The organism is Lutibacter citreus, from assembly GCF_003260195.1.
Lineage (GTDB): Bacteria > Bacteroidota > Bacteroidia > Flavobacteriales > Flavobacteriaceae > Lutibacter > Lutibacter citreus.
In genome coordinates, this window is record NZ_QEIH01000004.1 from 443,699 (window position 1) to 469,848 (window position 26,150).

The window sequence follows — 26,150 nt, forward strand, 5'->3', positions numbered from 1 at the left end:
CAATGAAAATTAATTATAATTAAACTTAACTGCCTTATTCCCTATTAAAATTTCAAATTCGCCATTTTCAGTTACCCGTTTTAAATAGGCATTTACAAACGATAAATCGTCTTTATTCAATATAAACTCAACTGCTTTTGACTCACCAGCCTTTAAATGCACTCTATCAAACTTTCTTAATTTTTTCATAGGTGGAATTATGGAAGCAACTAAATCTTTCACAAATAAATCTATAACCAAATCACCATCCATTTTACCAGTATTAGAAACTTTAACCTTAACAGTTAATGATCCATTTTCATTCAAAGTTTTAGAACTTAATTCAATTTCCCCAAACTCGAACGAGGTATAACTTAAACCTTCACCAAACGCCCATTGAGGTTTATACGTTTTAATATTTCGAATTGGAGCATCATAGGTTAATAAATTCCCTGAATATTTAGGATACGAAAATGGTAATTTACCACTTGGGTTATAATCGCCAAACAACACATTTGCAATTGCATTTGCGCCTTCACTTCCGGGTCTATACGCCATTAAAACACCAACTATTCCTTCAATAAATTCATTTACAATTCTTGGTCTTCCTTCAGTTAAAACTAAAATTACAGGCTTATTAGTTGCAATTGCAGCTTTTGCCAATTCAATTTGATCTTTAGATAGTTCTAAATCATCAATATTACCTCTAGTTTCCGCATAGCTAATTTCTCCCAAACATAAAATAATACAATCTACATTCTTCGCTTTTTGAGTGACACTTTTAATTTCTGAAGTTGTTATTTCTTGAAACTTGTTTGGTGCAATAGAGGTAACATTTTCTTTTCCTATTTTATTTTGAATTGCTTCTTTAATAGTTAAGGTAGATTCAGCATATAAATGCTCTCTATCTCCTTGCCAAGTATATGACCAGCTACCGTGTAAAGTTGCTAAAGAATTTGCTCCAGGCCCCGCAATTAATACTTTTGAATTTTTATTTAGAGGTAAAACCGGTTTATTATTTATAGTTTCATTTTTTAACAAAGTCATACTTTGTTCCGCAGTTTTTAAAGCGGTTTCTTTATATGAAGCCAAGCCAAAATTAGCTACAGCTTCTTTTTCAGGGTACGGATTATCAAATAAACCTAAATCAAATTTTACTTTTAGAATTCTACTCACGGCATCGTCTATACGTTCCATTGAGACTTCGCCTTCATTTACAAGTTCAATTAAATCGTTATAAAAATCTAATTTCCCAGGAACCATACTCATCTCAATACCTGCATTAATAGCCATTTTCACGGCCTCTTTATTGTCTTTAGCTACGTTATGCTCTTTGTACAAATACATAATATCTTCCCAATCTGTAACAACTAATCCTTTAAAACCCCATTCATTTTTCAACAAATCAGTTAACAAGGTTTTATTAATATGAACTGGCACTCCGTTTATAGATCCCGAATTAATCATAATAGTTGGACAACCTGTTTCAACAGCCTTTTTAAATGGCGGCATAAAAATTTCTCTTAAAACTATTTCAGGAATATATGCAGGAGTTCTATCTTTTCCCGATTGTGGAACTGAGTAACCTAAAAAGTGTTTCATACAAGATGCTACATTCTTATTGTTCTTTAAATCTGTTCCTTCATAACCTTTAATAGCTTGTGTTCCAAATTCTGAAACTAACAACACATCTTCACCAAAAGTTTCTTCAAACCGAGGCCACAATGGTTGTCTTCCAACTCCTAAAACAGGATCAAAATTCCAACGAATTCCGCTTGCTCTTACTTCTTTGGCTGTAATTTCGGCAATTTCAAAAGCTAATTTAGGGTTTCGAGAAGCCGCCAATCCTATATTGTGAGGGAACAATGTCGCTTCTTTAGTATAAGTTGCTCCATGAATTGCATCAATACCATATAATACAGGAATTTGTAAACGGGTTTCTTTTGCGTAATCTTGAATTTTTGTAATTAGCTCATGCCATTCTTCCACAGATAAAGGCTCCGATTCATTTACATTTAAAATGGACCCAATACCATTTGAAATAATGTACTTTTTAAATTTTTCTTCCTGAAAAACACCTTTTTTATAAAACGTACTTAAAGTAATTTGAGTCATTTGACCAACCTTTTCCTCTAAAGTCATTTTACTTACCAAAGCAGTAACTTCAGTGTTTTTAGGTTGTGTCTCTTTTTGTTTACACGCTACTAACAAAACAAAAGCTACCAATAATAATTGATAGCTTTTTTTTAATATATATTTCATTCTTTTATTTTATTCATCTGCAATAAATTTACTAATAATAATCCCAAAAATCGAAATCCACTGCATCGATTTTATCTTTATCATCACCCAACTCAATGGCTTTGGCCTTCATTTCTTTACGCATTTCGGCAACTTTCTCTTTATATTCAGGAAAAAATGAAAGGTCTGTAGTTTCCCATGGGTCTTTTACAAAATTAAATAATTGAGTTACTCTTGATCCTGCAACAAACTCTCCTGTTTTAAAATGCTTGCCATCTGCTCTTACATATTCAATTAGTTTATAATCTCCTTTTCTATAGGCTCTTTGAAATTGTTTATAAGCGTGATATGTATAGTCTCTTACTTGTTTTACTTCATTATTAATTACAGGCACTAAACTTTTACCATCAATTGTTGATGGTTTTTCAACATGCGCTAAATCACAAATAGTTGGGAAAATATCATGAATATAACTTAATGCATTAATTCTTCGCCCTTTATCTTCAATTAAATTTCCTGAAATAATAAAAGGAACGTGAATACCATCTTCATCATACACACTTTGTTTCCCCATTAAACCGTGATTTCCAACAGCCAATCCACTATCTCCAGCCAATACAATAATTGTATTTTCATAAGCTCCAGTTTCTTTCAATGTTTTAACTACTTTACCAATTTGAGCATCCAAATGTGTGATAATTGCATAATAACTAGCCAATTGTTCTTTTGCAACATCCTCAGTTCTTGGCCAAGGAGCCAAAGCCTCATCTCTTAACACCATATCTCCATTATCAAAGGGGTGCTGCGGCATATACGATGGTGTTAAATTAATATCTTTTATAGGATACATATCCATATATTCTTTAGGTGCCTGACGTGGATCGTGAGGTGCATGAAAGGCCAAATACATAAAGAAAGGATTTTTACTTTTTCTATCTTTAATAAATTTTGAAGCTTTTTCAGCAAATACTTCTGATGTATGAGGTCCAAAAGCTTCTGTTGCAATTGGTCCACGTTTATCATCTTTTGTTAAACCTCTTCTTTTTCTATTTCCATCTTTATCATAAATTAATAAAAAAGCTTCATCTCTTGTATAGTTGCTATTTTTATTGAAATCCCAATAAGGCATTCTAAAATGATCAGTTAGATAAGCACTTCGTCCCATAATGTTATCACCTGTGTCAAATGATCTATTTAAAGTTTTGTTGTCTTGATGCCATTTTCCAACAATATGAGAATCGTATCCTGCTTTTTGGAAAGCCTCTCCTATTGTTAAATCAGTTGTTGGAACAAAACGCCCCTGTTCTTTTAAATTGAACAACTGTCTACCTGTATTTAACATATCTCTACTAGGCATGCACGTAGCTCCTGAAAAGGACCCCATTAAATAGGTGTTTGTAAAAACTATACCATCGTGTGCTAACGCATCAATATTTGGTGTTTTAACAGCCATATTACCTAAAGCATGTATTCCGGTATACCTATGATCGTCCGTATAAATTAACAATACATTTGGCTTCTTTCCTTTTTTACTTCTTTTACTTTGAGCATAATTTGGTAATACACTAAGAATTCCAATACTTAATACTAATACTTTTTTAATAAAATTACGATTCATAATTTTTTATTTAATATTTTGAATTATTGTTTTTTATTTTCTTTAACCTTCTTTTTTCTAATATAACCTGGTGCATCATGAGCACTATCGTGCAAATTATACTTAGGTAAAATAGCTTTTAATTTATCTCGTTCATTTAAATGAGTTTTAGACATTTTAGACCAATCTTTAATTTTAGGAAAACTAGCTAAATCATCTGCATCTTCAGCAACATTGTACCAAGTACCTTCACCGTCTTTCATTACATTAAAACCTCTAATTAATTGCATTCCTTTTTTATAAGAATAAATCCAATCTCTATGTTTTTTTGTTGAAGTTGTTAAATATGGCCATAAACTTACACCGTCCACAGCATAATCCTTTTCAATTTTCACACCAACAATATCAGCTATTGTAGGCATAACATCAGCTATATTAACTAAAATATCTTGCTCTCCTTTTTTGGTTAAATTCATTCCAGGTGCATAAACAATAAAAGGTACGTGTGTTCCTTTTTGGCTAACGGGACTTCCTTTACCGTAATAATGAGTTCCATTATCAGCACAGAAAATAAAAATGGTATTGTTTTCAATTCCCATCTCTTTAAACTTATTTATATACAACCAAGCCTGATAATCTAGGTAATTTACGTGATTTCTAATTCCCGGTTCAGATAAAGAGTTATTTGTATTATAAACTCCATTATCACCAGTCACATTTGGTTCAAATCTAGTATATCCGTTCCCCGTCCATTCTATTTTTGGAGTTTGAGGATATTTATTATCAGGATGCTGATTAAAAAAATCAACAGAACCGTGACCTAAATGTGTTGTATGATATACAAAGAAAGGCTTATGTTCTTTTTGTTTACGCTCCATAAAATCAAAAATTAATTCCATTTCAACGTCTGGTCCAAAAGTGTTTAAACCATATCTTTTTTTAGATTCTGCAGTATTTGGCCACCAATCTAATTCTTTATCTGAACTAGGATGATTCATTAAACGCACATGTGGTTTCCAATACCAACCATACTGTTGATAAGTATCTATTTGTTTTCCAGTATCTGCATTTATATATACCTTTTTCCCATTTATTTTTTTTGGAATAATTTTAAAATCTGTCATTGGATTATTTGGGGCTCCTTGCTCTCCGGGTGTAAATACACCTTCATCAAACCCAAATTTCAATAAATTTGATCCTTTCATTTGTGTTTTACCAGACCACATAGTTGCGTATCCCGCTTTTTGAGCAATATGACCAATTAAAGTAGAACTTTCATATAAAGGCCAAGGTCTTTTCTTACCATCTTCACTTAAAGACATTCCTAAATCTCCATTATGCCACCACTTGTGTTTATCAGCATAACGACCAGTCATCATCATTGCTCTACTAGGAGAACAAATTGTTGCTGCCCAAGCTGTTTTAATATAGACACCTTCTTTGGCCAACTGACTTAAAACAGGAGTTTTTGCTCTTAGTTTTGGATCTACAGACTCTCCATTTGAGTCTGCATTCCAAACAGTTGAATTGTATATAGGAAACTCTCTAGCACTAATATCATCAGCAAAAACCACTACAATATTTGGCTTTTGTTTTGTCTTATTTTGAGCAAATATATTCACTGTTAATAATACGACAATTGCTGTTATTGAATATTTTAAAACAATACTATTTTGTTTCATTTAAAGGATTTTAATTATTCTTAATCTTGAGAATTCAAATTTATAATTTTATAAATTCAAACATCAACTTATATAAATCTTATGTTACTACATTTAAATAAAATACTAACACATATGCTTTTTATCAATAAAAAAATCTAAATATTAGCAAAACCCAAATTAATTCTTAAAAGTAATATGTCTTATTTTTAAGACCATATGTATCAACTATTCTGTTTCTTTATTCTCATATTTGACTCAACAATAAAGAACTACTCTATTATGAAACAAATTAAATTATTACTATCGTTATTTTTTGTAGTTGCTATATCTTTTTCTTCTGTAGCGCAAGATAAATCTGCTATTCAATCAACTAAAAAGTTAGAACAACTAAAGAAAGAAATAGTTGCGGGTGATGCTACTGCAAAGTTAACAAATAAACAAGAAAAAAATTTTACTGCTGCATTTATTGAAAATCAAAAAGAAATTAAAAAAATTCAAAAAACAGTTAAAGACAAAACTGAAAAGCAAGCTCAAGTAAAAGAACTTTATAAAATATTTAGTTTAAAATTAAGAAATGATATTTTAACTAAAGCTCAAAACACGGCAAGACAAAAAGGACGAAAACTTCTTAAAAAGTAAGTTTTAAAAAACTCAATAAAAAAACTCCTTTGAAAATTTCAAAGGAGTTTTTTTATCTCTATTAATTAGAAATAGTACTATAATAAATACCTAGAACAATCTAATTCTGATTCTTAATTTTATCCAATTGCTTTTTACTTAATCCTTTAGAGAAATAATATTCTGGTTTATTGAAATTTCTTGAAGCCTTCATTCCTGAATCGTTTACATCCAAACTCAAATCACAATCAAAACGACCTAAAATAGAGTGTTGATCTCCTTTCCCATTACCTGCATTGGTAAAATGACTCAATCCCCAAGTAATACCTCTACCATCTTTAGTATTGGTAAATGCATCTGGAACATAAGGTCCTGGAGCAATAGGCATTAGCTCTGTAATAGAAGCTATTTCAAAATTCACCCAATCCTTTGCATATTGAATTGTAAAATGCTCATTACCATCACATATCACTAAAGCTGCTACGCCCTCTTTAAAAGGGAATAAACTAACTTCATGACCTGAATTTAATACAGGGTTTAGTTTATGTTTTTTAAATGGCCCCATTGGGTTATCTGCTATTGCCAAACCACCAGCTACCCAAACATTTCCAGGGCGATTAAAGGCAGATTTGTAATAAATATAAACTTTACCATTATGAACCAAAGGATATGGATCGTGAATAGCGTATTGATCCCATTCTCCCTCTGCTCCATTTTCAATAACAGCACCTTTAACTGCGGTCCAAGGACCATCTGGAGAATCGGAATATGACATTGCAACCGGACAATAATCTCCACTTTTACCACTAGCTTCCATAAAACCTTGATAATACAAATAGTATTTTCCTTTCCATTTTAATATATCCGTTGTAGAAACTGAACGCCAACCAACTTCAGGTTTTGGAGGACGATTAACAGCAACACCTTGTTCTTCCCAAGTTAGGCCATCTGCACTTGTAGCGTACCATATTTCACATAAATCCCAATCTGTTGACGGGATTTTATCCGTACTTTCATTAGCTCTTTTTGAGCCAATTGGAGGCACAATTGTATTTCGGTATGTGTACCAAACATAGTATTTCCCGTTTTCAAAAATAATTTTTGAAGGATCTCTACGTGAAATAGTTCCATCATGACCGTTATAATCAAGTCCTTTCAATTCCGTATACTTAAACTGAGAATACAATTCATTTTCTGCTGGATGTATGCCATCATAGTTTTCAAAACTACGTTTCATAGCTTGGCTCATTTCTCTATTTTTAGTTTCCTTAGTAATAGTGTATGGAAATGAAGAATCGTTTTTATCTTGAATTTCAATTTTCTTTCTCACACAAGATGTACAAACAATTAAACCTAATAAAGTTAATAAAAAGGTGTTTGCCTGTTTCTTTAAAAAAAGCATATTTCTTTTAAGTCTCATACTGTTTTTTTATTTCTTATGAATTTAATAAATATATTCTTAGTTAAAAGCACATAACTAAAAAGACCTCTACGAAAAGGATTTCGTATAGGGCTTTTATTCCGAGAACGTTCTCGGTATATTCTTATTTCAATTTAATAATTGAGTTAAAAGTTTTAATTACCCCTAATTTTTCGATTATTTTCAATGGTCTTATTATTATTTCTTTATAATTTTTACACTTACGGGATTTTTACTCATAACTCTAGCAATATATATTCCTGAAGGTTTATTTTTTAAACTTAAGTTTATTCTCCCTGATTCGATTAAATATAATTTAGATGATAACAAACGTGAGTTAAGATCATATAATTCCACAAAAATATTTCCCTCATTTTTAGGTAGTACTAATTGAAAATCTCCACTAGTAGAATTCGGATATGCTATTATATCCTCCTCAAAATCAACAACTTCAACAATTTCTCCTTCACAGTCTTTATTAGATGTTATTTTAACTTCATCACCTTGATTTACATCAATTACAAATGATTGATTATATGTTTCGTATTGCTTATTATTGTTTATAAATACCGTAAATGGAGCTGTACCTAAATCCATATTAACAGAAAGTTGTTTACTTTCTATTGATGTTTTACCTGAAATCTCAGATGATTCGTTGATTTCAAAATTAAAACACTGACTTTCTTCAAAATCTTTTACCGAAATACATAATTCATATATACCAGGTTCTAGTTCTTCTATATTAATCTCATTTGTGAAATTAGTATCAACATTATTAACACTTACGATATAATCTTGAGACACATCTGCAACTATATTAATTTTACCGTTATTTTCATCAGGACATGTTTCTGAAGTAGTAGTAATCGTAAACTGAGTATCTAATACCGATAATATTTTCCCTTCTCCAGAATCTTCAATTGCGTTTACACCTGCAGTCCATCTAGTACCAAATCTTTCATAAGCCCCAATATCAGGTGCAATTCCTTTAAAAGGTTTTTCGAATCCAGAAATAACCATTCCAGCATCAGTAATAGCACTTCCCGAAGAAGGCATGAAATTTTGATTATTTGCATCTTCAAACGGAGAAGTACTCGTTATTAAATTATTCTGAATATCAAAATCTGTTGATGTTTCGGTAAACCAAGCTCCTGAACTAGCAAAATTGTTGTATACCTTATTATTTTCTTGTGTGTAACCATTTACCCAAGCATCCATTGCTCTTTCTGCATTCCAAATTGTATTATGAAAAAAATCTAAATTGGTATTGTTCCAATTAACCTGATAACCACTCCATGAAATATTCCAAACTACATTGTGATGCACAATATATCCCTTACTATTGTTATCTAAATAAATTCCTGCCGCTTTGCCTGGATCTCCAACTGCATGCGAATAAGAAGGTGCCGTAGCATCATGAAACCAATTATGATGTAATTCTATATTTTTAAGATCATTATTTCCAACCGTATAAAATATACCTGAATCACTATTTATTAATTGAGAGTGAGATACATCATTATAAGCTATTTCACTATCTAATCCTCCAACAGTCATACCGTCTCTACCTGCATTCCAAATCGTATTTTTTAATACTTTTGTATTATTAGCACCAGAGTTTATTGGTTTTGTATGAATACCATTGTAATCTATATTACTTATAAAATTTTCTTCAATAATACAATTATGAGCTCCTGCCCAATTTGCTATTGTTATACCGTTCATAGAACTATGGTTTATAGTACAGCCTCTCACTATGGTATTAGCACCTAAAATTTCTATAGATGAATCGCCTTCCTGAGCAGAAGTATTTGTCAATGAATCATGACCTTCAGCACCATGCTCTATCTTACAACTAATGATTTGGTTATTATCAGCATTGTTATGTATTTTTATACTTCCTCCAAAGAAATTAATACCTTCCAATTTTATATAATCACCTTTTAATTGTGCAGCATACTGTCGGGTGGCATACTGAACACTGTCGTCTGCAGGAATACTCCCATCCGCAGTTTGAAGATATAATGTGTTAGAAGCACCATCATAATACCATTCATTTGCATAATCTAAAGCTTCCAATTTATTAAACAAGTATAATTGTCCTCTTTCGTTACCTGGATTATTTCTCCAAACCGTTGGATTATGAGGGGTAAATGGCCATTTTGTAATATCTACTCCTGTATGTGTTATAGAAGTAACTGTGTTTTCTGTAATAGCACGTGTCCAGCTAGCTCCCGAATGGGCACCTAAATAATAAACATAGCCACCTGTCCAATCTACATTTGGAATACTAGCAACTGTAAAATTTGAACCATCTCCACCAGTAACAGGTACGGTATTTAAAGTCCATCTATTATTATCCGTATTATTTGGCCATCTCGCTAAATCCATAAATTCGTTATTATGGTAAATAGCGCGAAACCTATTTGCAATAGACATATTTACATTGGCCTTGTAAATACTACCATTATGAACTTGCCAACCGTTTATTACACTTGTAGCTTTAATATCTACAGTTTCGCCATCTGCAGCTTTGAAAGTTAAATAATTACCAGCTGTACCATTTTTACTTATTGATAATTCTTCTTCATACACTCCTTCTCTAATAATACAAATATCTCCTGCAGACATAACAGATATTGCTTTACTAAAGGTTTTAAATGGATTATTTATTGTTCCATCATTGGCGTCATTTCCTGTAATAGCAACATAAATGTTTTTAGCAGAAATATTTAAGCTACATAAAATAAGGAATAAGTAAATAAAAAAACGTAATGTTTTAAGCATAGTGATACATATTTTCTTTAATCACACGAAAGTAATGCTAAAGCCACAAAAGAAACACAACAATTCGTTATTAATTAACAACAATTGATTATTTATAATAACTTAGGCCTGCGATATAAAAAAATCTGCTTCTATTTTATTTATTCAAAAGTTCTTTTTCCCAAACTTTCAATATTTCCTCATCTGAAGCATCTGGTTTCAATCCTTTTTTAGCAAATCCTTTTACCAAAAATGCGTGAGATCCTTCCTTTGCTTTTTCAATTGTTTCAGGAGTCTCAACAAGCATATTCTTTTCAATTAATTCTAATTTTGAGCTTAATTCAGTAAATAATCTTTTTTGAATTTTATAATGCTCCTTAGATTCAGATAAATTATTAAATTCATTTGGATCATTTTCTAAATCATAAAGCTCAAATTCAGGACGTTTTTCAGTCATAAATTGATTATAAGGAGCTTTTAGTTCCCCTTTTTTATCTAAAACTTTGTACAAAGTAAATGCAGGATACTGTAATTTTTTATAAGATGTTAATTGCATATAAGGTAACTCTGACATTCTATTCCAAATTAACTTATATCTTCCATCTGTTATTGATCGAATATCATCAACAGCATCTCCACAACGTTGACGAAAACCAAACATATAATCTCTTTTCTCACCATTTAGAACATCTTTTCCATGCATATACTTTGGAATTTCAATTCCCGCTAATTTTAATGAACTTGCCGTAACATCTACTAAACTTATTAAACCTTTATAAATGGTTCCTGCATTCATCTTTTTAGGATAACGAACAATTAAAGGAATTGCTAATCCACCTTCATACAACCATTGCTTATCTCTTAAATGTGGGCGACCGTGATCTCCAAATAAAATAACAATGGTGTTATCTGCCAAACCTTCTTTTTCTAATCTTTCAAGAATTAATCCAACTCGTTTATCTGCTGTTTGAACGCTTTCTAAATAATTTGCCCAATCTGCTCTAATTATTGGGTAATCTGGATAACAACCAGGTAAAGTAACCTTATCTGGATTCACCGGATTCTCTTTGTCTTCAACAAAAACTCTATGCGGTTCATGTATTTGAACCTGCGCAAAAAATGGTTGCCCTTCAGCACGTTGATTCCAATCTGTTCCATCGAAAAAATTCTTTCCTAAAAAGTTATAATCTTCTTTTCCTTTAGAACTCATTTTATGCGCCCAACCATTGGTACAGAAATATCCGCTCTTCCTAAAAACATCCATTACAGTTAAAATCCCTTCAGGCAAATTCTTCTTATCAATAGTTCTATGGTTCAATAAATTATAAGCACTTGGGTATGTCCCAGTTATTTGAGATGAACGACTAGCAGAACATACAGCTGCATTAGAATATGCATTTGTATATTTCACCCCTTGTTTTGCTAATAAATCCATATTTGGTGTATACACATCTGGATTTCCATAACAAGCTAATTCTCTACCTAAATCATCACAATTTATCCAAAGAATATTTGGTTGTTTTTGCTCTTGAGCTGCACAACTAAAAACTATATTCAGAATAAATAGTATGCTTGATAATTTAAGAATACCGCTACTTACTTTTTTCATTTTGCTATTTTTTTGAATCTTCCTTTTTATATCTACCTTCAGGATGTTGGTTTAAACTTCCCATTCCTTGTTCAAAATATACCTCAGGACGATGCCATACTCCTGTATTTTTGAAAGCTGGTTCATCGTAATCCAAACTTAAATCACAATCAAAACGAGCAATTATAGAGTAACTTTTTTCAGGTGTTCCTGCATTTACAAAATGACACAACCCCCAAGTAAAACCTCTTCCATCACCTGTATTACTAAAAACATCAGGAATAAATGGAGCTGCTGCAGTAGGAGTAAAAGAAACACTTGAAGCTATTTTAAAATTAACACCATCTTCAGCAAACTGAATTGTTTCTCTTTCATTACCATCTTTAATTGCCAATGTTGCTACTCCTCCTTTATAAGGCCAATACGTAGTTTCATGCCCTGATTGCATTACTGGATTTAAAGGATGTTTTTCAAATGGTCCAAGAGGATCTTCAGCAATAGCCAAACCATGTCCAACAAGATATTTATCTCTTTTATGTGGCCATTTATTGTAAGCAGCTTTGTAATAAATATAGATTTTTCCTTTATAAACAATTGGATGCGGATCGTGTGTTGCATTTTGATCCCATTCACCTTCTTTTCCAAAAGGAATAATAGCATCTCCACCGTGAGTCCAAGGTCCAGTTGGTGAATCTGAATACGAAACTGAAACAGGACATAAATCTCCTCTTAACCCGCTTGGCTCATCAAATGCTTGATAATATAAATAGTATTTACCTTTCCAAACTAAAATATCTGGAGTTGCAAGAGAACGCCAACCTGAATTTGGTTTTTCTGGTCTAGTAACTGCTGCTCCTTGTTCTTCCCAAGTTATCCCATCCTTACTTGTTGCATACCAAATATCACATAAATCCCAGTCAGTAGAAGGAATGATATCAGTAGCTTCTTTAGCTCTGTCCCAACCAATTGGTGGAACTTTTGTATGTCTTTTTGTGTACCAAATATAATAAGACCCATCAACCAAAATAGGACGAGAAGGATCTCTTCGAGAAATGGTTCCATCTCCATTACTATAATCAAAACCCTTTAATCGGGTGTATTTAAATTGCGTAAACAGCTCATTATCTTGTGCACGAGGTTCTTCAAAATTAAACATACGTTCAGATGACGCACTTAAAGGAATGTTTGGTTTTTCTTCTGGTACTTTAAAAGGAAATGCAGTTTGAGTTTCTTTCTTTGCCTCGACTTCTGTTTTTACATCTTTTTCTGCACAAGAAAATTGTAAACTAATAAAAATTATTGCTATTCCTATTTTTGAAATTAAACTTAAATTCTTCATCTTATACATTTTATTATTTTTGAATTTCTTCACGTTTCTTTCTTAATCCTCCTAAACCTTGTTTAAAGTACACATCAGGTTTATGCCAAACACCTGTTAATTTCATTGATGGCTCATCACAATCTAAACTTAAATCACAATCAACACGTGCTATAATGGAATGTTGATTAACTCCAAAAACACCTGCGTTTATAAAATGACACATTCCCCAAGTAACACCTCTACCATATTTTGTATTTGTAAAAGCATCAGGTGTATAAAACCCAGTTGCTGTAGGAGTTAGTGACACGCTTGAAGCTATTTTAAAATTAACTCCATCTTGAGCATACTGCATAGTTTCACGCTCATTACCATCTTTAATGGCTAAGGCAGCTATTCCTTCCTTGAAAGGAAAAAAAGTAGTTTCGTGTCCAGAGTTTAAAACTGGATTTAAAGGATGCTTTTCAAAAGGACCAAATGGAGAATTTGCAATAGCTAACCCGTGACAAACCACATATTTGTTTCGTACATCGGGCCATTTGTTAAAGGCTGCTTTATAATACAAATATATTTTCCCGTCTCTAACAATAAGATGTGGATCTTGAGTTTGGTCTTGATCCCATTCACCTTTTTTACCTAATTCAATAGCGGGCTTGTCTGTATGTGTCCAAGGCCCATCAGGAGAATCCGAATATGCCATTGAAATAGGACACCAATCTCCACGTAAACCACTTGGTTCATTAAACGCTTGAAAATAAAGATAATATTTACCTTCCCAAACTAAAATATCTGGTGTAGCAATAGATCTCCATCCTAACTCTGGCTTAGCCGGACGAGAAACAGCAATACCTTCCTCTTTCCACTTAAAACCATCCTCGCTAGTTGCATACCATAAATCGCATAAATCCCAATCGGTTGAGGGAATTACAGCTGTAGCTTCAGCGGCACGCTTCGCTCCAATAGGAGGTGTTTTTGTTACACGTTTGGTATACCATATATAGTATTTCCCATTCACGAGAATAGGACGTGAAGGATCTCTTCTAGAAATCGTACCGTCGTGATTATTATAGTCAAAACCTTCTAGCTCTGAATATTTAAAAAGAGAATACAACTCATTATCTTGTGCTCTAAGCGCAGGATAATCATACATACGTTCCATAGCTGAACTTAAAGGATAACTTGGTTTTTCCGTTGGTAATTTATGAGGAAAAACAGTTTGTACCGTTTCTTCTGAAGTCTTTTCAATTTTCGCTTCTTTTTCAGCACAAGAAATCATTGAACCTACTAATACGATAGTAATTGCTGTTTTTGATATTAAAGTTTTCATGGTCAACTAAGTTGTATTAATGTTTACTATTTTTTTTCAAAGGATAAAAGTGAAACCAGTCTACCTCAAGTGTAGAATTAGTTATTTGATCTTCTTGAATTTCTGTTTTTCCGTGCGGCATAAACAAATTTCCAATATACCAATACAACGGTTTTACTGCTTTTTTAGGGACGGTTCTCAATGAAGGAATTTCTCCATTATTAGTAAATGTAACTTTGTTACCAATTTTCACCCATTGCTCACCGTCTTTCTTCCACATTTGAAGGTAATCTGGATTATATTCCATACCCAATATCTGCCATTTATCGTGACCTTTTGTTCCAATAACTTCGCCTTTATATTTGTCCGTTTTACCATCAATCATAATGGCTTTATTCCACCCAAAAGAAGGGCCGGGTTTTACATTTACTTTTACTCTTTGACTTAGCGAATCGACCCAAATGTATGCAGGAGAATCTGAACTCCAATCTGTCGAAACCTTTGAATGCGTTGAAAATTCCATAATATCAATTTCCATCCAACTATCACCTTTTCCACTTGTTTCAGGAACCCAATTCTTTCTAGTATCATCCCAAGACCCCCAAAAAGAAGGATGCCAGGCGTTTCTTTTATTTTCATCAATACCAGTAGTTCTCCACTTGAAAACATACCATCCATATTGAAAATAGTTGTTTGAAACTATTGCACCAGCTTTACGCTTATCTTTAATACCATAACAAATCAATTTCCCATCTTTTTCCTGAACAAATTCCTTTCCTTGTCCTAATCCAGTTTTCGTAGATCTTCTAAAATGCCACTTATCCGTATCAAAAGATTTATTTGCTCTGTTTCCATTAAACTCGTCAGACAACTTTGAATTTGGTTTCGTTTTATACACTCCTCTTAAGTCTAATGGAAGTTCTTGCGCCGTAGATAAAAAACCAACCATTACAAATGCTGTAATGGAAGTTACCTTTAAAAATATTTTTATACTCATAATTATTTCTTTTACCTTATAAACTTCAACAAAATTATTTTAGACGAACTTCTTTAGTTATTTTTAATGGTATCTGAATGTTAAACGAGTGTCTAACTTTATTTACATCCAAAGTATCTGCAGCACACGTTAAAGCAATTGCCTCTCCGTTTTCAACAATAACTTGAGGACGTTCTAAATGTTTAAACTGTTGAACTCTTCCATTTTCCCACGTTACAATTCTTTCTGAAATATCATGATGTTTTGAAGCTACCCAGTCTAATCCATCTTCTGAATCATATTGAACTAATGAAAACACTCTACTTTTTCCAACAATCTTAATTCTTTTTACAATAGCTCTATATTTCCCATCTTGAAACCATATATATGGATCTTCTGCAGGAAAACGTTCACCAGCAACTTCAAAAGCTAATTTTTCTTGTTTTACAAATGGTCCTGTTGGACTATCAGAAATTGCAACCATATGAATTACTGGCCCACCATTTGGCAATGGGAATTTTTTACCCACACCTTTATAAACCATTAAAAATTTACCGTTTTGCATTTCGCAAATAGAAGGATTTGATGTCATTAAAGCATCAGGTGCAGAATCGTCTTCAGAAACATCTAACACAGGTTTATCGAAACGTGTCCAAGGTCCATTTGGATTATCAGACACAGCAACACCAATTCTTTGGTTATTTCTATGTTGCCAATTTAATTTATGTTTTCCTGGAACACCAACTATTTCACCATCTCCAGTATTACCCATATGATATAAATAGTATTTCCCTTTTGATTTTATTACTGTTGGATTGTGTGTATCCATTCCATCCCAAAATTCTTTTCCTCTTGCTGGTAATGCAACATCTTGAAATTTAAACGGTCCAAATGGAGAATTAGAAACCGCATGTGCAACTTCAGAATGTGTTACCCAAACCCATCCAGGTGCTTTTGGCCAACGTGAGTAAAACATATGATATAAACCATCTTCACCTTTTACTACTGAACCTCCCCAAACACTTTTTCCTTCTTCAGAAAAAACAGATATTGGTGATACTTTTCCAAATTCAATTTTTAAATCAATATCTTGTTTAGTTATTTCTTTTTTGGGTTTCTCTCCGCAAGAAACCAAAACAAATACTATTAATACCAATGATGCTAAATATTTCATGTTGTTTATTATATATTATTATTTGGAACGTTATACTTATCTTTAAGTTTGATTAATTCTTCTTTTAAACGTGCTATTTCTTTTTTATAGGTTATATTTTTATATTGATTTTTCATTTCTGAAGGGTCCTTTTTTAAATCATAGAATTCCCATTCATCAATTTCATAAAAGTGAATTAACTTATATCTTTTAGTTACAACTCCTTGATGTTTTTGAATATCGTGTCCGCCAGGGTAATCGTAATATTGGTAGTATAAACTTTTTCTCCAGTTTTTGGCTTTCTTGTTTTTCAGAATTGGCAATAAACTTTCACCTTGCATATCTGAAGGGATTTCAACACCTGCAAAATCTAACATTGTTGGAGCATAATCAATATTTTGAACCAATTCCTTGCTCACTTTTCCTTTAGTTACTAAAGAAGGACAATATGCAATTAATGGAGTTCTAAAAGCTTCTTCGTACATCATACGTTTATCATACCAACCGTGTTCTCCTAAAAACAATCCTTGATCGGATACATAAATAACTAAGGTGTTTTCTTCCAATCCTGCAGTTTTTACATAATCCATTAATCTACCAACATTATCATCTACAGATTTTACACAACCTAAATAGTTTTTCATAATTCGTTGGTATTTCCATCTAATTAAATCTTCCTTTTTTAAATTAGCTTTCAAAAAAGCTTCATTCTTAGGATTGAAAACTTTATCAAAACTTGCTTTTTCAGCAGTACTTAATCTTCCATATGCTCGTTTCCATAATTCACCTCCAAAATCTTCATATCTGTCTGGTTTTTCTTGCATTTCAGACCAAAGTTGACAATACCAACCCATTGGCATTTCTTCAATAGTCATATCTGTTTCTTTCACTCCCAATCCATTTTCTGAATGATCATCAAATAAATTTGAAGGTTCAGGAATATTAATGTTATCAAATGTGGTTAAATATTTTACAGGAGGCAACCAATTTGCGTGAGGAGCTTTATGCCCAACAATCATCATAAAAGGTTTCTCTTTTTCTCTAGTTGAATCTAACCAATTAATGGCTTTATCAGTAATTACATCGGTTACATAGCCTTCACTTCTGGTAACTCCTTCTTTTGTTTTAAAGTCGGAATTATAATAATCTCCTTGTCCAATTAAAACATCCCAATCAGAAAAACCAACTGGACTATTTTTTAAGTGCCATTTACCAAAAAAGGATGTTTCATATCCGTTTTTTTGAAGAATATTGGCAATAGTTGGTTGACTTCCATCAAACTTCTCTTTCAAAGTTTTTATTCCATTTAAATGACTGTGTTTACCCGTAAGAATTGTTGCTCTTGATGGTGCACAAATTGAATTCCCAACATAACTTCTATCAAAACGAACTCCTTCATTGGCTAACTTGTCAATATTTGGAGTTGGAGCAATTTTAGCTAATCGATCATTATAAGCACTAATTGCTTGGTATGCGTGATCATCAGTAATAATAAGTATAATATTTTTTTGAGAATTACTTTGACTCATACCTAAAAAACAGGAAGCGTAAAAAGCAATTAACAAACTATATTTCAACATTTTTGTTTTCATTCTTTTTTCTAATTTTTCTCAATTAAAGGAATTACTACCGAATATGACATTTCACTTTCTTTAGGTAATATGGCAATAATTAATGCTTTTGGAATTCCATTTTCCATATAAAACTTTGGCATATCCGCAGTTCTTTCAGTTTTTGTAACTGTACCATCTGTCCATTTAATTTCTCCTGCTTTTAAGACTAAAAAGTTTTTAGCTGGTTTCCAATTTAAGCCCATATCATCAGACTCAAATAACATCGTTGAACCATTAGGATAATCGCTCCAAGCACCACGTGAATCTTTTGCGATACAATAATAATTCCCATTGTAAACCCATTCTAAATGATCATCTATTGCAAAACTTGCCGTTGGATGCGTAATAAAAGGAACTCCGGTATCTACAAAAGGTCCCATTGGAGATTTAGAAAGAGAAGTGACATGCACTACTTTTCCATTTTTAAATTTTTCATTTGGCTCCACATATTTATAAGCTAATAAGAACTTACCATCTGTACGTTTTGAAATAGTTGGTGTTGAAGTCATCATTCTATTTCCTGTTACATCAATTAATGGCTTATCAAATCGTTTCCATTCTCCATTTAAATCATCGGCAACAGCCAAGCCTACTCTTTGATTATTTCTATTTATCCACCACTCTTTATCCGTATATTTTGGCATAATTGAATCTGATGTTGTATTCCAGTAACCGCTCCCTTTGTTTCCCATATGGTATAAATAATATTTACCATTGTGTTCAATTACGTGTGGGTTATGCGTACAATCTCCATCCCAATATTTATTTCCACGAGGAGGTAATACCAAATTTTTAAATTTATATGGCCCTGTTAAATTATCAGAAACTGCATGTGCAATTTCAGAATGCGTAACCCAACCTAAATGCCCTCTAGATTTTAACCAACGTGAATAAATTGCGTGATATTTACCATCTTTCCCTTTTAAAATATTTGTTCCCCAAACATTATAATCTTTTTCAGAAATAATGTTTGCCTTGTCAAATTTTTCAGGAAGCAATTCTTTAAAATCGAAATCTGTTTGTGCTAATCCAATAAAGGTTATAAAACAGAAAAATGATGTTATAATACTACTTTTTAATTTCATGATTTATATTTTCTTAATTGATTTTGATTTTTTTAATGGAATTACCAATGAATATGATATTTCACTCTCCCTTGGTAAGACCGCTATAATTAACGCTTTTGGTAACCCATCTTCCATATATAATTTCGGCATATCAGCACTTCGAATAGCTTTAGTTACAGTACCATCAGTCCAAGGAATTTCTCCATATTTAAGCACTAAAAAATGCTTTGCCTTTTTCCACACCAATCCCTTTTCATCTGATTCAAATAATACGCAAGGGTGATCAGAGCTATTACCATTTCCACTCCAAACGCTATGAGGATCTTTAGCTAGACAATAATATTTTCCATCCTGTACCCACTCTACGTGATCATCAGTAGCAAATTTGGCAGTTGGATGCACAATAAATGGAACTTCTGTATCTATAAAAGGACCTGTAGGAGAATCGGATAAAGAAGTAACATGTACTACTTGTTTCCCTTGTGAATCAGTTCCTTTTGTCACATATTTGTAAACTAATAAAAACTTACCATCTGGGCGCTGTGAGGCCACTGGAGTAGATGTCATAATTCGATTTCCACTTATATCGATTAAGGGTTTGTCAAAACGTTTCCATTCACCATTTAAGTCATCAGCAACAGCTACTCCAACACGCTGGTTGTTACGATTTACCCACCATTCTTCATTTTTCATTAAAGGCATTTCATCGTCCGGTGTACTTTTCCAATAACCACTACCATAATTACCCATATGGTATAGATAATATTTACCATTGTGCTCTAATACATGTGGATTGTGCGTACAGTCTCCATCCCAAAATTTATTTCCTCGAGGAGGTAGCACAAGATTTCTAAATTTATACGGTCCTGTTAAATTATCAGAAACGGCATGTGCAATTTCAGAATGTGTAACCCAACCATGATGACCTCTACTTTTTAACCAACGTGAATAAATTGCGTGATATTTACCATCTTTCCCTTTTAAAATATTTGTTCCCCAAACATTATAATCTGCTTCTTGAATAATATTTGCCTTGTCAAATTTTTCAGGAAGTAATTCTTTAAAATCGAAATCTGTTTGTGCTAATCCAATAAAGGCTACTAAACAAGAAAATGTTGTTATAATTCTACTTTTTAATTTCATAATTCTTTAATTTCTTATAATTTGAATTGGAGAAAAAAAATTCTTAATTTTTCACTCCATCAGTATTGTTTTGAAGTGCACACCAAACTGCTGGATGCCATACTGAGCCTTTTTCTTTACCATCATCATACATCATTTACTATTGTTCTATATGATGACCATCTAAATCTACCTTTTTTGTTCCTTCAAAAGCTTTATCTGTATTTGTTTGTATAAAATTTGGATGATGCTGTTCTTCTTTAGTTGTTATTTCGAATGACCAAGCATATTGGCTGTTCCCAAGTTTTTTAGGAGGAACAATACGAAGTCCTTCAGTAGTCATTTCCCAATCAATTTTAGCATCTGTACCCAACAAACTTACAGATTCAATATACTTACTATCCCAGCCAGCTGTTGCTTCAATAACAAAAGGAAGGGTAGGTTTAGCACATTTAATAGCATACAGTTTTTTTCCATTGGCTGTAAACGAAAGATGTTCATTCTCCTGCTGATTTACTTTCCAATAGCGTGAATTATAAATAGCCGCTCCGTTAATCTTAAGCCATTCACCCATGGCCCTCAAACGTTCTACTTGCTCAGGCACCAATGTACCATCAGCTTTAGGTCCAATATTGATAAGGAAATTTCCATTTCTGCTTATCACCTCTACCATTTCGTGTATTACGCCTTCAATGCTTTTATATTTGTCTCCTTCCAAATAACTATATGAGGTGCCAAAAGTGGTACAGCTCTGCCACTTTGGACCAGTAACTTTTAATTTTAAATTATCTTTTTCTATAGAGCCAACACCATCTGGCCAGTTTCTGCTTTTTCCTTTATTGTTTACATATACTGCTTGTCCATTTTTTGCTCCCTGATTCATGAAATCGGTAATCATACCACGAACTTGATCGTCGAAATATTGGATGATTGGCTTTGCCTTTCCCTCTCGCACATTGTTTCCGTCTTTTCTATAGATAGGGATATCGTCTATCCACAGCATATCAGGATGGTATTTATCTTGAATTTCTTTCCAACGTGCCACATAATCATCCACATATTCTTTCGAAAAACCAAAAGGACCGTAAAGAGAGGCTGCCTCATGAACACGCTTTATTTCTTCAGCAATGTCGGGCAGGGGTGTAGCATTAACAACATAAAGATCTTTGGCAAAGAAAGAGCTGTGACGCTCTCGATGGTATGAAGGTGCATATTTCAAATCCTGCTTACGAACTGCCTTGCCAAGGTCTCCAACAAGATCTCGTTTAGGTCCCTTGTCAACTGCATTCCAGGGTGTAAGATCAGAATCCCAATTAGCCCAACCATCGTGATGTTCTGCTGTAAACACAACATAGTGTGCACCTACTTCCTTAAACAGTTTAGCCCATTCGTCTGGGTTCCAATTTTCGGCCTTAAATTCAGGAATCATATCCTTGTAACCAAATTCAGGAGGATTAGCCCCCCAACGCTTTTTTACATAGGGATAATAATGCGCGGTATCACGGTATATCAATTTTGGTACATGCTCTGCGTAACCAAGCCCACCTTTTTTATAACCTATTACACTATACGGCCCCCAATGAATAAATATACCTATTTTACCGTCGTTGAACCAAGTAGGGACAGGCATTTTTTGTAAAGATTCCCATGTTCCGTCATAAATTTTTTGTTCTTTGGCTTTATCTTTAACTTGGTTACATGATACAAACGTTATGGTAACTAATGTTATCAATAATTTTAAATTTAAAAAAGTTTTGTTCTTCATAATTTAAATGATATTTATATTAAAATAAGGCTCAAATTGTTTGCAACTCTGTATATAACCATATTGACCTCCTTTTTCAAGAAAGCTATTGTGGCGTTTGTGCATTTGAAACTTGCCATATGCTTAAAAAAGCCACCAATAATATTATTGAATTTTTCATTATTTCTTAGTTTTAATTGGAATTTGAACATTAAAGGATTGAAGAACACCTTTACTATCTTTTACATCAGAAGCACAAACAAGTACTTTTGGAATTCCATTTTCTAAATAAACTTGAGGTCGTTCTAAATGTTCTACTTTTTGAACTGTTCCATCTTCCCATTTAATTTCTAATGTTGAAACCAATGCGTTTTTAGATAGTTTCCAATCAAAACCATCAAGAGATTCAAATAAAACCAATGCCTGACCTGCATCTGTAAATGCTCCATGCATATCTTTTAAAATTGCTCTATATTTTCCAGATTCATACCAAATAAAAGGATCTTCTGCAGGAAAATCGTGTCCTTTAACTAGAAAAATTGGCTTATCATATTTTACAAATGGTCCTGTAGGACTATCAGATGCAGCAACACAATGCACCACCGGACCTCCCCAAATTCCTTTTTTCTTTTTACCAACAGCCTTATATACCAGTAAATAACCTCCTTCTGGTCTTTTGGTAATTGACGGATTACTTACCATTAACGCATCAATAGCTGTGCTATCTTTACTAACATCAATTAAAGGTTTATCAAAACGTTCCCAAGGTCCGTTTGGATTATCTGCAACTGCTACACCTATTCTCTGATTATTTCTATGAATAGGGTTTAATTTTATTTCTCCAGGGCCTCCAAATACTTTTCCATCACCAGTATTTCCCATATAATACAAGTAATATTTATTGCCATATTTTTTAACCGTAGGATTGTGTATACATAAACCATCCCATAGTTTTGAATCTCGAATTCCCAAAGCAACATCTTTAAACTTAAAAGGTCCAAAAGGACTTTCAGCAACTGCGTGTGCAATTTCAGAATGTGTAACCCAAGCCCAACCTAAATTTTTTTTCCAACGAGAATAGAACATATGATACAAACCATCATCTCCTTTTGTAATAGAGCCTCCCCAAATACTCATTGTATCGCTTTCAAATTTAGACTGAAGTTTAACTTCTCCTAATTCAATTTTATAATCTTGTTTTTTTTCTTTTAAAGTTTTTTTTGGTTGTTCTTTACAAGAACTAAAAAGAGTAACTGTAATTAAAATTAATGCTAGATATCTCATTTTATGTTGTTTGATTAATATTTTTTATTGTTTTTTGTTATAATATCTTACATAATCTACTTTCATTGAAGTTCCATCAATGGCATCTGTTACAGTGCCTGACCATTTTATAATAGCAAGACTTAACCAAATAGGTGTTTCGCTATGACAAAACGTATTTTCTTCTCTTCTAATTTCTTTTCCATCAAAATAAAAAATCAATTCTTGCTCATTCCACTCTAAACCATAAGTATGATATTCATCCGCGAAATTGTAACTTTTCTCAACATCTAAAACGGCTATATCTTTCCATACACCCTCTTCTAAAAATTGTACTTTATAATCTGAAACTAAATTATGCCAATTCCCTTTTGCGTCATTCCATCCGTTGATAAACTGAACACACCCAATTGTTCTATTTTCTTTCCATTCAAATTCAATCCATTTCTCACCTTTATTTTGTGTTATCCACGAAGTATTGAGACTTCCATCGGCTAATAGATTCTCTGAATTATTGTTTTTGTATGAACCACTTGATTTTATAACAACATCTTTTGCTCTCGCATAATTTGTTAAGCTCTCAATATCATTATCTGCTGTTTTTGACAATACTTTAGGGTAATTCCCTGATTTATTTACTCCATAAATTCTAAATTCTTTTATGTGGAATTTTGATTGGCTTTTTGAGACCAACCTTATTTTTTTTGTTTTGACAGGTGTTTCTAATTGTATTGAATAATCTGGTTTGGTTCCAAATGAAAATACTTTATGATTCACTTTATGTCTCTTTTTACCGTTTTTATCAATTGTAAAATCTGACCATTGATGGATATTTGTACTTACTTCATTAGGGAAATGACCTTCATTAATATCAATTTCGAACCTTTTTCCTTCTTTAGGTTCAGGTCCTTGAGTCATCAACCAAAAAGAATTATTAGTAGCTTCTGCCCCAGCATATTTATATCTACATTCAAAATAACCATATTTGAATTTTTTACGAGTCCAAACACTACCGGAAGTCCAATCTTGACCACCTCTTTTCTCTTTCCTGTTTTCTAAATGTAAAACTCCATTTTTTACAACTGCATTTTCTCGCCAACGACTGCAATACAAACTTTTACTTGGGTGATTTGCAGAAATCCATTCTTTATCAAGAATTTCATCTTTATAATCAAACTCATCATTCCAAACCAACTTCCAATTAGAATAATCGATTTGTTTTTTTTCTTGTGCTTGTGTTTTCAAAATAAAAAACACACTAATTAAACTAAAGAATATATATTTTACGCTCATTTTTTTTAATTATTTTTTTTGATAATACTTAACAAAATCAATTTTCATACTTGTACCATCAATAGCATCTGTTACTTCACCTGCATGGTCTAAAATGGCTAAACTTAAAAAGATATTAAGTTCTGCATCACACAAACTATTTGGTATCGTTCTAATTAATTTATTATCAAAATAAAATTTAATGTCTGTTGCTGACCAATCCATACCATATAAGTGATAATCTTGAGAAAAATCATAATCCGTTTTTACATCATAACTTGCTAATTCAATCCATTCTCCATCAACAAAAGCTTCAATTTTATAATCAGAAATCATAGCAGTCCAATTACTTGCGTTTTGCCATCCATTAATAAATTGAATGTGTCCAATATTTTTTTCTGAAGTCCAATTAAATTCTAACCATTTTTCGCCACTTTTTTGTGAAACCCAACCTGTAGAAGTTGATCCATCAGCTACAGCAGATACTTTGAAATCACTACTATAAACTCCACTCGCTGTAATTGACACATCAGTACTTTTAGCAAGATTATTCAATCCAGATATGCTAGTATCAGCAGAAGCTGAAAGAATATTGGTAGGATAACAATCTAAATTTGGCTCATAAACACGAAATTCTTTGATGTGAAAATGTGAAGAATTCTTTGAAGAAAAACGAATACGTTTTGTTTTAACAGGCGTATTAAATGAGTGCGCGTAACCAGGAGATAATCCTTCAGCATAAGCTAACTGGGTATTTTCAGTCTTTCCATTTTCCCAATGATGGCGGTTTGTATTTACTTCATTAGGATAATGCCCTTCGTTAACATCTAACTCACATATTAATTCCGTACCATTAATACTTTTTGCTCTTGGAAACAACCAAAAGGAATTGTTGGTTCCGCTTGCTCCTGCGTATTTGTATTTACATTCATAATACCCATAACCGAAGGTTTCTTTAGTCCAAATGTTACCACAAGTCCAATCTTGACCACCGCGTTGTTCTTTTTTAGCTTTTAGCTCTAAAACACCATCTTTGACAACCGCATTTTCTCTCCAACGGCTGCAAAGCGTACCAGAAGCTCCATTTTGAGATGTCCAATTAGTTTCTAACTGAGAATCATCATAATTAAATTCATCTTCCCATTTTAATTCCCATTTTGTAATATCTATTTCTTCGGCAGGTTTTTGAAGTTCAAAATTATAACCAACGGGGCAATCAGTTTGTGTAATTTCAACTGGCTCCTCTGGAATAATTTCTTGTGTCTCAGTATTACCATCCTCCGAATCTGGTGATCCACAGGATACTAAATTTGTAATTAACACGTAAAAAAGAAACGTATAAAAAATATTGTTTATAATTCTAGTATTCATAATTTATTTTATTTATTCGAGACCAATTACTTTTCTTTCCGTTATTTTCTCTTTGAATTTTGAATTAATCGA

The 26,150-nt window shown here is 32.6% G+C and carries 18 protein-coding genes; 1 reads left to right on the forward strand and 17 read right to left on the reverse strand.

Annotated features, from left to right (window positions below):
• Positions 1 to 9: 9 nt before the first annotated feature.
• From DAD81_RS10770 to DAD81_RS10780, 3 genes are read right to left on the reverse strand one after another with little or no spacing between them, the layout of a single operon-like run.
• Positions 10 to 2,241: a glycoside hydrolase family 3 N-terminal domain-containing protein gene (locus DAD81_RS10770; RefSeq protein WP_111708264.1), complete on the reverse strand. Its 2,232-nt coding sequence runs from the start codon at positions 2,239 to 2,241 to the stop codon at positions 10 to 12.
• 31 nt (positions 2,242 to 2,272) lie between these two features.
• Positions 2,273 to 3,838, reverse strand: a complete 1,566-nt coding sequence (locus DAD81_RS10775; RefSeq protein WP_111708265.1) for a sulfatase-like hydrolase/transferase — start codon at positions 3,836 to 3,838, stop codon at positions 2,273 to 2,275.
• 23 nt (positions 3,839 to 3,861) lie between these two features.
• Positions 3,862 to 5,499: a sulfatase-like hydrolase/transferase gene (locus tag DAD81_RS10780; RefSeq protein ID WP_111708266.1), complete on the reverse strand. Its 1,638-nt coding sequence runs from the start codon at positions 5,497 to 5,499 to the stop codon at positions 3,862 to 3,864.
• Between the two features lie 261 nt (positions 5,500 to 5,760).
• Here DAD81_RS10780 and DAD81_RS10785 point away from each other — a divergent pair, with 261 nt between their 5' ends.
• Entirely contained in the window at positions 5,761 to 6,120 is a 360-nt protein-coding gene (locus tag DAD81_RS10785; protein ID WP_111708267.1) for a hypothetical protein, read from the forward strand.
• Between the two features lie 100 nt (positions 6,121 to 6,220).
• Here the strand turns inward: DAD81_RS10785 and DAD81_RS10790 are convergent, their stop codons facing one another.
• The 14 genes from DAD81_RS10790 to DAD81_RS10855 form a co-directional block, all read right to left on the reverse strand.
• Entirely contained in the window at positions 6,221 to 7,519 is a 1,299-nt protein-coding gene (locus DAD81_RS10790) for a glycoside hydrolase family 117 protein (protein ID WP_245949222.1), read from the reverse strand.
• A 198-nt stretch (positions 7,520 to 7,717) separates the two neighbouring features.
• A complete protein-coding gene (locus DAD81_RS10795; protein ID WP_111708268.1) occupies positions 7,718 to 10,306 on the reverse strand; it encodes a T9SS type A sorting domain-containing protein in 2,589 nt (862 codons plus the stop codon).
• 136 nt (positions 10,307 to 10,442) lie between these two features.
• Positions 10,443 to 11,894, reverse strand: coding sequence for a sulfatase family protein (locus tag DAD81_RS10800; RefSeq protein WP_111708269.1), 1,452 nt, complete (start codon positions 11,892 to 11,894; stop codon positions 10,443 to 10,445).
• Between the two features lie 4 nt (positions 11,895 to 11,898).
• On the reverse strand, positions 11,899 to 13,212 hold the full coding sequence (locus DAD81_RS10805; protein ID WP_111708331.1) for a glycoside hydrolase family 117 protein: 1,314 nt from the start codon (positions 13,210 to 13,212) through the stop codon (positions 11,899 to 11,901).
• A 13-nt stretch (positions 13,213 to 13,225) separates the two neighbouring features.
• Positions 13,226 to 14,518: a glycoside hydrolase family 117 protein gene (locus tag DAD81_RS10810; protein WP_111708270.1), complete on the reverse strand. Its 1,293-nt coding sequence runs from the start codon at positions 14,516 to 14,518 to the stop codon at positions 13,226 to 13,228.
• Positions 14,519 to 14,534: 16 nt separating this feature from the next.
• The gene (locus DAD81_RS10815; protein WP_111708271.1) at positions 14,535 to 15,494 is read right to left on the reverse strand and encodes a LamG domain-containing protein; all 960 of its coding nucleotides are present in this window, start codon (positions 15,492 to 15,494) and stop codon (positions 14,535 to 14,537) included.
• A 34-nt stretch (positions 15,495 to 15,528) separates the two neighbouring features.
• The gene (locus DAD81_RS10820) at positions 15,529 to 16,647 is read right to left on the reverse strand and encodes a glycoside hydrolase family protein (RefSeq protein ID WP_111708272.1); all 1,119 of its coding nucleotides are present in this window, start codon (positions 16,645 to 16,647) and stop codon (positions 15,529 to 15,531) included.
• Positions 16,648 to 16,655: 8 nt separating this feature from the next.
• A complete protein-coding gene (locus tag DAD81_RS10825; protein ID WP_245949224.1) occupies positions 16,656 to 18,218 on the reverse strand; it encodes a sulfatase family protein in 1,563 nt (520 codons plus the stop codon).
• Between the two features lie 8 nt (positions 18,219 to 18,226).
• Positions 18,227 to 19,324, reverse strand: coding sequence for a glycoside hydrolase family protein (locus DAD81_RS10830; protein WP_111708273.1), 1,098 nt, complete (start codon positions 19,322 to 19,324; stop codon positions 18,227 to 18,229).
• Positions 19,325 to 19,327: 3 nt separating this feature from the next.
• Complete coding sequence (locus DAD81_RS10835) at positions 19,328 to 20,449, reverse strand: glycoside hydrolase family protein (protein ID WP_111708274.1); 1,122 nt, start codon at positions 20,447 to 20,449, stop codon at positions 19,328 to 19,330.
• Between the two features lie 139 nt (positions 20,450 to 20,588).
• Positions 20,589 to 22,193, reverse strand: a complete 1,605-nt coding sequence (locus DAD81_RS10840; RefSeq protein WP_111708275.1) for an alpha-L-fucosidase — start codon at positions 22,191 to 22,193, stop codon at positions 20,589 to 20,591.
• Positions 22,194 to 22,352: 159 nt separating this feature from the next.
• A complete protein-coding gene (locus tag DAD81_RS10845; RefSeq protein WP_179950049.1) occupies positions 22,353 to 23,456 on the reverse strand; it encodes a glycoside hydrolase family protein in 1,104 nt (367 codons plus the stop codon).
• Positions 23,457 to 23,480: 24 nt separating this feature from the next.
• On the reverse strand, positions 23,481 to 24,728 hold the full coding sequence (locus DAD81_RS10850; RefSeq protein ID WP_111708276.1) for a family 16 glycosylhydrolase: 1,248 nt from the start codon (positions 24,726 to 24,728) through the stop codon (positions 23,481 to 23,483).
• A gap of 9 nt (positions 24,729 to 24,737) precedes the next feature.
• Positions 24,738 to 26,078: a family 16 glycosylhydrolase gene (locus tag DAD81_RS10855; protein WP_111708277.1), complete on the reverse strand. Its 1,341-nt coding sequence runs from the start codon at positions 26,076 to 26,078 to the stop codon at positions 24,738 to 24,740.
• Positions 26,079 to 26,150 lie beyond the last annotated feature (72 nt).